Source organism: Geobacillus sp. LYN3 (genome assembly GCF_003064505.1).
Lineage (GTDB): Bacteria > Bacillota > Bacilli > Bacillales > Anoxybacillaceae > Parageobacillus_B > Parageobacillus_B toebii.
Map to the genome: position 1 here is coordinate 1672210 of NZ_QCWL01000001.1, position 9079 is coordinate 1681288.

Below are 9079 nucleotides of genomic sequence, written 5' to 3' on the forward strand. Positions count from 1 at the left end.
GCATTTTTTGTACCCTCTATGCACACCTACCTTAAATGATCAAGTACAACTTGTGGTGAAGAGCCAATTTATAGGCTCCTCACCACAACATGTACTTGACAAGCAATACAGCTTCCTGCACAAAGATTTGAAAAAATCACTGATTTGTTGATTTTCCCTTACAAGCGTAAATGGGGTATGTTCAGAAAAAATCATGTACAACTTTTGGTGAAGAGCCTCCGAAACAATTCACAAAAAATTTAGCACACTCTTCAGAAAAGAGGGAAAAGGCTTTCTGAAAGAATGTACAAGAAACGGTGTTTTGTTTTCGCAGAAAAATTCCATGGGCAGCGCACTTTGCCCTCCACCCGGGGATGAAAATCACACGTCAGTCCTGCATTTTCACAAAAAACATATTTTTACATAAAATACTAATATTAACTCAAAAAATATCCCTGCTTACTATGCCGTTATGCCTCTTAAAACCCCTTCACAAAAACATTTCGGTTGAAAAAAACAAAAAATTCTTTTATTCTAAATTTTATACAACCAAATAATCAGTTCACGCAACAGGTGGTTCACACATGTGGTGAACCTTAAAAGGGAAGTTTGGTGAAAATCCAACACGGTCGCGCCACTGTGATGCAGAGCTGTTTATCACAATCCACTGTTTCATTTGAAATGGGAAGGAGATAAACAGCGATGAAGCTAAGTCAGGAGACCTGCCTGTTGTATGCACTTTCGACCTACGCGTCATAGGGAGGAGTGAGGACATATGATATTGAGGCACTTCACGTATCTCAATACAAGCTAGTTATACCCTCCTTCCGTTGGAAGAGGGTTTTTTGCTTGATTGGGATCAAATAACTGGAGGTGCTTCCACATGTTCATCCGCAGTTCAAATGTAGGGTATCCACGCATTGGGGAGAAAAGAGAATGGAAAAAGACGTTAGAATCGTTTTGGAATGGGCAGATCACCAAAGAACAATGCACCAAAATGATGGAAGCGATTCGACTTGATTCGATTCGTAAACAGATGGAGAAAGGAATCGATCTCATTCCAATTGGAGATTTTTCTTTATACGATCACGTATTAGATACAGCATTCATGTTTGGATATATTCCAGAGCAATTTCAACAAATAGACGATACACTTGAGCAATATTTTGCGATGGCACGCGGGACAAATGGGCAACATGCGCTTGAAATGACGAAATGGTTTAATACAAATTACCATTACATCGTGCCTGAAATTGGACAAACAAAGCCAAGATTAGTGGAGAATCGCCTATTGAAAGAATACAACCTTGTAAAAGAAACATTCGATTTAGAAACAAAACCTGTGTTGCTTGGACCGATTACGTTTCTTTTGCTTTCTAAGCAATACGATCGACACGAGTGGCGCAAACATCTCGCACGATTAGTTCCTGTTTATGTAGAATTATTCAAACAACTAAGCGAAGCGGGCGTGTCATTCGTCCAAATCGATGAACCGATTCTCGTCCAAGATATAGACGATGACATCGTCGATGCATTTCGTGATGTATATGAAGTTTTTCATCGCGGTGTACCAAATATAAACCTTATTTTACAAACATATTTTGATAGCGTGTCGCATTATCGTGAAATCGTTGCTTTACCTGTCGCAGGCATTGGGCTTGACTTTGTACATGATAATGGCGAAAACATGAAAAACATAAACACCTATGGATTTCCGAAAGATAAAATATTAGTTGCTGGGATTGTAGATGGCCGCAATGTATGGAAAAGTTCGCTTGCCCAAAAAGCGACGCTCCTTCACCATCTAGCAAACGTTGCTGAACAACTGATCATTCAACCGTCTTGCAGCTTACTGCACGTCCCTGTCACGACAAAACACGAACATTCACTGCCGCCGGAGCTCGCTGGGGCTTTATCATTTGCCGATGAAAAATTAGATGAAATACGTATGCTGACAGAATATATGAAAGGAAACACAACAATCGACAAGCTAATCCAATACGACGAACAAACAAACAGTAATTTAGCCAAGTTCCGCAAACAACAAGAACAAATAAACGAGATCACAGCCGTTCCGGTAAGCCGAACACCTTACAGCAAACGACGAAAGATACAACAATCACATTTGCAACTCCCGCTGTTGCCGACAACGACAATCGGCAGCTTCCCGCAGACGAGCGACGTGCGTCAAGCTCGGATGAAGTGGAAAAAAGGGGAATGGAACGATCATCAATATAAGTCCTTTATAAAGAAAGAAATCGCAAAATGGATCGACATTCAAGAGCAACTGCAGCTCGACGTGCTTGTCCATGGGGAATTTGAGCGCACAGATATGGTAGAATTTTTCGGTGAAAAGCTGCAAGGCATGGCATGCACGACAAACGGCTGGGTACAATCGTATGGATCACGTTGTGTTCGCCCGCCCATTATTTTTAGCCATGTGTCCTACCAACAACCGATGACCGTAGAAGAAACGGTATATGCCCAGTCGCTGACCCATAAACCTGTCAAAGGCATGCTGACAGGCCCTGTAACCATGTTAAACTGGTCGTTCGTTCGCGACGACATTCCACGAAAACATGTGCTGACACAGCTCGCCTTGGCCATTCGTGAAGAAGTGTTGCGCTTGGAAGCGAAAGGCATACGCATCATTCAAGTCGATGAACCAGCATTGCGGGAAGGATTGCCATTGAAAAAGGAAAAACACGCATCCTATTGGGAAGATGCCGTTATGGCGTTTCGTCTTGCTACCTCATCAGTGAAAGAGGAAACGCAAATTCATACCCATATGTGCTATTCACAGTTTGAACAGATGATGCATGTCATCGATAAACTTGATGCCGACGTCATTTCCATTGAATCATCGCGAAGCCATGGTGAGCTTATTGCTGCATTTGAAACATATGAGTACAAAAAAGAAATCGGCTTAGGGGTTTATGACATTCACAGCCCACGCATTCCGACAAAAAAAGAAATAAGCGAACAAATCGAGCGAGCGCTTCGCGTCCTTCGTCCAGAACAATTTTGGGTCAATCCCGATTGCGGATTAAAAACGCGAAAAGAAAAGGAAGCAATTGCCGCACTCAAAGCGATGGTGGAAGCCGCGCGCGAATACCGGGAGCGACTTTTGGCTTGCGGAGGGAAACCGTCATGGAAGTAAACGTCGAGCAATCAAAAACGATTCAAATGCGGCTCGTTTTGCCTTCTGATACGAACCATCTTGGCACGATTTTTGGCGGCACCGTTTTAGCGTATATTGATGAAATTGCAGCAATATCCGCCATGCGCCATGCACGAAAAGCGGTCGTCACCGTTTCGATCGACAAAGTTGATTTCATTTCGTCCGCGAAAGTAGGCGATATTTTAAAACTTGAAGCATTCGTCTACTCGACTGGACGCACATCCATGAAGGTATTCGTCAAAGTCGAAACAGAAGATTTATTTACAGGCGAACATCACTTGACCACTACATGCTTTTTGACGATGGTCGCCATCGATCAAAACAAAAAACCGACGCCTGTTCCAAAAGTCATCATTAGCGAACAGGAGGAACAAATCGTACAACTGTATCAGCAAAACAATAAGGTATAAATATTTATACCCCAGACTGTTGAAAAACGATTTTGTCAAGGACAAAATCGTTTTTCTTTTTGGCTCTTCACCACAACATGTACTTGACAAGCAATACGGTTTCCTGCACAAAGATGTGCAAAAATCACGGATTTGTTGATTTTCCCTCACAAGCGTAAATAGGGTATGTTCAGAAAAAATCAAGTACAACTTTTGGTGAAGAGCCAATTTATAGACAATTTGACAATGTTCGACAGCATTTTTCTGCAGTGATTGGTACAATCGAATTGACTGAGATTTTTGTTGTAGGAACGAAGGAGGGGATCATGATGGCAACGATTTGCAAAGCCGATTACTATTACGGGGCGTTGCTTTCTGCATTGGTCAACGGGGGACTCGTGCCGGCATTGTTTGAAAAAGAAAACGACAACCGGCAAATATACGAAGTCACGACGAATAAAGCGAGTTACATCATCTATACGAAGTACAATACCACTCCATCAGGCTCCAAGGATTTTACTTGGTCCTTTCCATTTAGCGACAATGAGCTTGAAGAAATTGTCAAGATTCATCACGAAAACAACAAGGAAAAAGAATTGATCTTTGCCTTCATTTGCGGACAAAAGCAATTAAGCGACTATAACCAAGTCATTGCCATCGTCTACTGGGATGAATTTCTCGAGTGCGTGGATATCGAAAAAGAACAGATTCGCGGAACAGCGCGGCTGTCAGTGAAAGCGGTCAAAGGCTCCCCATGGCTGCGCCTCTACGGCAGCAAGCGTGCCGATATGCTAGACGGAAAAGACAATACGATAAGAATTGAAAGAAGTCGATTGAGCAGTTTGTAACAATAACATTTGGAGGCGGGGAGGGGAATTGTGAATATGGGTCTTTTCTATACATTGCTTCTTTTGCTCTTGCTTGTTTTGCTGGCAAGATGGATCAAGTCGAAAGAAGCAGAATGGATTGGATCGTATGGAGAATATAAAGTCCGTAAAGCAATTAAAAAGATAGAAGCAACATCATCCGGAAAATACAAAGCTTTTCATAACCTGTATATTCCAAAACAAGACGGTTCAACTTCGCAAATTGATCATGTTATCCTTTCCGATCAAGGACTGTTTGTCATCGAAACGAAAAATTACAGCGGCTGGATTTTCGGAGATGAAACGTCAAAATATTGGACGCAAGTCATTTATAAACGAAAAGAAAAATTTCTTAATCCTATTTTGCAGAACAAAGGGCATATCAAGGCGTTAAGAGACTGGCTTGGGGAGGAGTTTGCGCATATTCCGATGCACTCGGTTGTCGTGTTTTTGCCGCGGGCAAAGTTTAAATCAAATGCTCATTTTGCCCATGATTATGTGGTTTATCCGAAACAATTGAAACAAGTGCTCGAGCAACACCAAACAAAAGTGATCGATAGGGAAACAAAGCAACGTTTAGCTCAAAAATTAGAAACAGTGCTTGCCAAAGATAAGACACAAGAAAAAGAAATGAAAAAGCGGCACGTGCAAACGATTCAAACGAAGCAAAAGCAGACGGAACAACATATACAGCAAAACCGTTGTCCAAAATGTGGCGGTGTTCTAATCGTTCGGAAAGGGAAATACGGAACATTTAAAGGTTGCAATAATTATCCGAAATGCAAGTTTACGCAGTCGATTGGCTGAACTTGCAACATGGTGATCGGGTAGCAACTATAGATAAGGGAAGGAGGAAAATGATGTTTTCTATTCATGAGGAATTGGAACGCCTATCGCAAAAGTATCGATTTTTTGCTTCAAAAGAAGCGTTTAAACAGTCATTAAAATTTCAGCTTCAAGAAAAATTCCGCGTCGAGGAGAACAAACGCTTTCATGATTATCTGATCGATTTGTGGGTGGAAGAACCGGAAAGTGGGCGCCAATACGCGATTTGTTTAATGAACAAGCTCGCTCGGGTCACGATAAAGCAAAACGGGCAAACGATTGAATTGAAGCACCACGGTGCTCAGGATCAGGGTCGTTATGATTTTTTGGCGCAAGTGGAAAAGTTAGAACGAATAACAATGGGGAGAAGGAATGTATACGGGATCGTTGTGCTGCTAACGAATGACCATTTGTATTGGACCGAGCCGATGCGACCAAATACGGTGGACTGCGAGTTTCGCATTCATGAAAACCGGATCATCACCGGGGAGTTAAAATGGCAGGAACGTGCATCAGCAGGGACGAAAGAAAACCGTGATGCGCCGATCTTTATTAAAGGGAGATATCAATTGAAATGGCATCATTATTCTACTATCAACCAAGATAAACATGGCGAGTTCCGATATGTAGCCGTTCATGTTGGGGACGTATATAGTTGAGAGAAATAGTTTTAGTGTCTGTTGTCACCTATCGAAGAAAAGCTGTGTCAGGAACGAAAACGTCTCGGGCAAGACTTGATTAACCCGGATTTATCTGTTGTGATGAAGAAGTGTTATGAGAAGCAATTAAAAAATTAGAGTGCGACAGGAGAAGCTTCGTTGCACGCGGATCCTGTCACTTGTCGAATGTATGGGCACAGACAGGGGGGAGAAAGTTTGTTAGCTGAAATACATGGAAAAATATCATCGGACGGTTCGAATTTAAGCGAGCGGCTTGAAGATCAGCTGACAGCGAACGTATTTGGTACGTCGCGTTATCTCCCTTTTCACAAAGGGATTAAGCCGATTTTAAGCAAGGCTGTATTTTTTTCTCAAACCGCTCAAACGGTGTTCATAAATGGTTTGGAGATGCAAAAAGACGAGTTTATAGGGGATAAGGTTAAGTTTTGGGTCAAGGGAGAAAGAAGTGAAATCGATGTTTTACTTGAATTTGATCATTTGATCATAGGAATCGAAGTGAAATACCATAGTCCTTTATCATCAGACGATCAATTGGAGCGAGAAGCGAGTGATTTACTAAAGGGTAAAGGACAGACGCCAAAGTTTTTGCTCTTATTAGGAACGGAACCAGAAGTGAATATGATTGCTAAAAAGGTGATGGAAGACAGAAAACTGCCAAGCGGTGTTCATTTCGGATATTTATCTTGGCAAGAAGTGTTCCATCAATTGGTGTACGTGCAAAAAAATGAAACATTGAATGAGTTTGAAAGGTTAATGCTGAAAGATTTGATTGCTTTATTGAGAAAAAAGGGATTTGATCGCTTTCAAAACTTTCAAAGCCTTGCTTGTCCTTTAGTTGACCACTGCTCCTACTTTCATTTTTATACAGATGAACAGTTTTTTCATTTAAGTGCCAACCGTATTGAAAAGGAGGGGTATTATGAATTCTGTTAGCGTACAGGAAAACATAAAAAACGCTTTCGAGGTTGTGCGAAAAACGTACGAGAGTGTCGATAAACTGTTGGCGGAAATGGACCGTCAATCGGTCGAATGTGGATTTGTTCCGGTGATCCCGCAATTTTTGCGTTGGAAATCTGACCGAGAGTATCAAGGCTGGTTCATTCAATCTTTTATCAAGCTATATCAGAGAGATTTTGCCACTCCTTGCCGGTCAGGGAATGGGTTGAAAAATGACCCAATATATGCGGTTGAAATTTCATTTGAAGAAGAACCAAGGATGACGTTGTGTAAATACGTGTATTCAACCCTTGAACATTGGGATAAACCACCGAGCGTTTCTGAGCATTGGTTTTTCTACTGGCCTTTATATGATGGCGATAATTTTACTGACCATGAGCTTGAAAATGGAGTGTTTAGAACCGTTCCGAATGACGAAAAAACTTCGGAAAAATTCGGTAAAATTCAAGAGGTTATTTGGAAGGAAATTGACTTATTATCCATTACATCAACGAACATTAGGGATATGGTATTTCGTGAGTTGAAGTGTTTGTGACGGATAAACTCGAATTGGGGAAACAAAAGCAATTTATGGACTCAGGGAGAGGCTGTGCATGGGGGTCAAAATAGAAAAATTCCTGTTCGGGTGGCAAGATTCCAAGCGCAGGAGCTAGAGAAATGGAGAAACGGGGAAAGAGAAAACGGTAAAGATTTTTATTGCAGAGAACTGCCTGGTACGAAAGGATTTGGTTATTTGGGAGTTTTAAAACAAGCCGGTAGAGCATCATTACCATTTCACATTGCTTTCGGCGAAGATGTGGCGAGCCCTGTTTTTTACCGTGAATCGCAAAGAGCATCGTATTAAAGATATAGGGGGAGAGGAATGAACATGCTGAGCTTTGAGCATAAGAAAGCGATTTTTCGGTCATATAAGCAGCTACAAGAAAAGCCTATAAGTTACGATCGAGTAAATTATGTTTATCCAGAAAGCCGGCAAAGAGGGAAAGTATTAGCTAGGGAGTTATCCCCTAGTGGAAATGGATATGTAAATGGCAAGTATATGGATAGTGAAATCATAAAGAAAAAAGGATATAACGTTGATCCACGAGGATGGATAAGAATTGCCCATTTCTCTGAAGAACAGTTAAGGGAAGTTATTGAGATTGCCATGATGTCTATGTCAGGGAAAAGTGCTGAAATGATACAAACTGGCGCAAATTTGAACCATGATAGTAACAAAATGAAGTAGCAAGAAATAAGGCTGGAAACTTCAACTTCTTTTGAGAGGCTGGTTCGTTCATGTTTGTATAATTGGATTGGCTATGGAAATGTCAATGCCCCGATTTGGTTTCTTGGAGTTGAAGAAGGTGGGGCAGAAATATGGAGACACCGTACGAAAATGCTTGAACAAAGTTTAGAGATTCGTTCAAAGTTCCATCTTCAAATGGATTTTCAGCATGTTTGGGAAGATTTGTACAATATATCGTTATCATCATGGACAGGCCCTAATGTTTGGCGCTATATAGCGGCTTTTATTCTGGAATTCGAAGGAAGGGATGCAACGGTTGAAAATATTAACGATTATTTGGACATGATCAAGGAGTTTAGAGATGCAGAACCGAAAAATTTGGTTGGTGCATTAAGATGGTAATCAATTGCAGGGAGTGGATAAGCGTGAAATTTGATCCCAATCAGCATCTTCATTTAGGATATTATGAGAACAATGTTGACTTAGAAGCAGTCGCATATAAAATTCAGAATGAAAATAAGTGGGTGGTTTTTTTAGATAATGAACAAGATACTACATTAGTTCAAAAAATATTAGATCAATATGATTACCATGAAAAATATGGTTACAAGATTTTTACTATTGATGCAGATGATTTATCTTATGAAGTCGGAAGCAAGCTATTGGAAGAATGGTTAAAAACAAATAACATAATATAACAAGGAACAAATTCGCTAACACGGCTTCAATCCACGGCCAAAGAATAATTTGGCGGCATGATATAATGGAAACAAAAAGCAAATGGAGTGAAGGCGCGGTGAAAACTCCAGAGTTTCCAAATCACAACTACACGTATGAAGATTATCTGAAATGGGACGGACAATGGGAATTGATTGACGGCGTGCCATATAGTATGGCTTCTTCTTCGTTTACCCATCAATATATCATCGGTGAGCTTTATGCGGCGTTGCGGGATTATTTTCAACAACAAGGAT

Annotated in this window: 12 protein-coding genes and 1 riboswitch; all 12 genes read left to right on the plus strand. The window is 41.0% G+C overall.

The genetic code is table 11. The features are described from left to right. The first annotated feature begins 533 nt into the window (after window positions 1–533). Window positions 534–723, plus strand: a riboswitch (cobalamin riboswitch). Window positions 724–862: 139 nt separating this feature from the next. Next, window positions 863–3139: a 5-methyltetrahydropteroyltriglutamate--homocysteine S-methyltransferase gene (metE, locus tag DCC82_RS08740; protein ID WP_014194657.1), complete on the plus strand. Its 2277-nt coding sequence runs from the start codon at window positions 863–865 to the stop codon at window positions 3137–3139. After that, complete coding sequence (locus tag DCC82_RS08745) at window positions 3130–3570, plus strand: acyl-CoA thioesterase (protein WP_014194656.1); 441 nt, start codon at window positions 3130–3132, stop codon at window positions 3568–3570. The genes metE and DCC82_RS08745 overlap by 10 nt, the downstream gene beginning before the upstream one ends. 308 nt (window positions 3571–3878) lie before the next feature. Further along, entirely contained in the window at window positions 3879–4397 is a 519-nt protein-coding gene (locus tag DCC82_RS08750; protein WP_097354392.1) for a hypothetical protein, read from the plus strand. A gap of 36 nt (window positions 4398–4433) precedes the next feature. Further along, window positions 4434–5222 (plus strand): NERD domain-containing protein, encoded by a 789-nt coding sequence (locus DCC82_RS08755; protein ID WP_097354393.1) that lies wholly within the window; start codon window positions 4434–4436, stop codon window positions 5220–5222. A 50-nt stretch (window positions 5223–5272) separates the two neighbouring features. Further along, window positions 5273–5899, plus strand: coding sequence for a hypothetical protein (locus DCC82_RS08760; protein ID WP_233252954.1), 627 nt, complete (start codon window positions 5273–5275; stop codon window positions 5897–5899). Between the two features lie 216 nt (window positions 5900–6115). Beyond that, window positions 6116–6853, plus strand: coding sequence for a hypothetical protein (locus tag DCC82_RS08765; RefSeq protein WP_097354394.1), 738 nt, complete (start codon window positions 6116–6118; stop codon window positions 6851–6853). Beyond that, window positions 6840–7412 carry a hypothetical protein gene (locus DCC82_RS08770; RefSeq protein ID WP_015863630.1) on the plus strand — a complete coding sequence of 191 codons (573 nt, stop codon included), beginning with the start codon at window positions 6840–6842 and terminating at the stop codon, window positions 7410–7412. The genes DCC82_RS08765 and DCC82_RS08770 overlap by 14 nt, the downstream gene beginning before the upstream one ends. A gap of 54 nt (window positions 7413–7466) precedes the next feature. Then, a complete protein-coding gene (locus DCC82_RS08775) occupies window positions 7467–7721 on the plus strand; it encodes a hypothetical protein (RefSeq protein ID WP_015863631.1) in 255 nt (84 codons plus the stop codon). An 18-nt stretch (window positions 7722–7739) separates the two neighbouring features. Next, window positions 7740–8105, plus strand: a complete 366-nt coding sequence (locus DCC82_RS08780; protein ID WP_062755444.1) for a hypothetical protein — start codon at window positions 7740–7742, stop codon at window positions 8103–8105. A 54-nt stretch (window positions 8106–8159) separates the two neighbouring features. Beyond that, window positions 8160–8507: a hypothetical protein gene (locus DCC82_RS08785; protein ID WP_187252166.1), complete on the plus strand. Its 348-nt coding sequence runs from the start codon at window positions 8160–8162 to the stop codon at window positions 8505–8507. Between the two features lie 23 nt (window positions 8508–8530). Next, a complete protein-coding gene (locus tag DCC82_RS08790) occupies window positions 8531–8803 on the plus strand; it encodes a DUF3986 family protein (RefSeq protein ID WP_062755442.1) in 273 nt (90 codons plus the stop codon). A 65-nt stretch (window positions 8804–8868) separates the two neighbouring features. Next, window positions 8869–9079 (plus strand): Uma2 family endonuclease (locus DCC82_RS08795; RefSeq protein ID WP_133066523.1); only part of this gene is annotated, 211 nt, incomplete at its 3' end.

Excerpts from the sequence above, each read along its gene's own strand:
- metE (WP_014194657.1), top strand. The coding sequence starts at position 863 with ATGTTCATCCGCAGTTCAAATGTAGGGTATCCACGCATTGGGGAGAAA.
- DCC82_RS08745 (WP_014194656.1), top strand. The coding sequence starts at position 3,130 with ATGGAAGTAAACGTCGAGCAATCAAAAACGATTCAAATGCGGCTCGTT.
- DCC82_RS08780 (WP_062755444.1), top strand. The coding sequence starts at position 7,740 with ATGAACATGCTGAGCTTTGAGCATAAGAAAGCGATTTTTCGGTCATAT.
- DCC82_RS08760 (WP_233252954.1), top strand. The coding sequence starts at position 5,273 with ATGATGTTTTCTATTCATGAGGAATTGGAACGCCTATCGCAAAAGTAT.
- DCC82_RS08755 (WP_097354393.1), top strand. The coding sequence starts at position 4,434 with ATGGGTCTTTTCTATACATTGCTTCTTTTGCTCTTGCTTGTTTTGCTG.
- DCC82_RS08750 (WP_097354392.1), top strand. The coding sequence starts at position 3,879 with ATGGCAACGATTTGCAAAGCCGATTACTATTACGGGGCGTTGCTTTCT.
- DCC82_RS08770 (WP_015863630.1), top strand. The coding sequence starts at position 6,840 with ATGAATTCTGTTAGCGTACAGGAAAACATAAAAAACGCTTTCGAGGTT.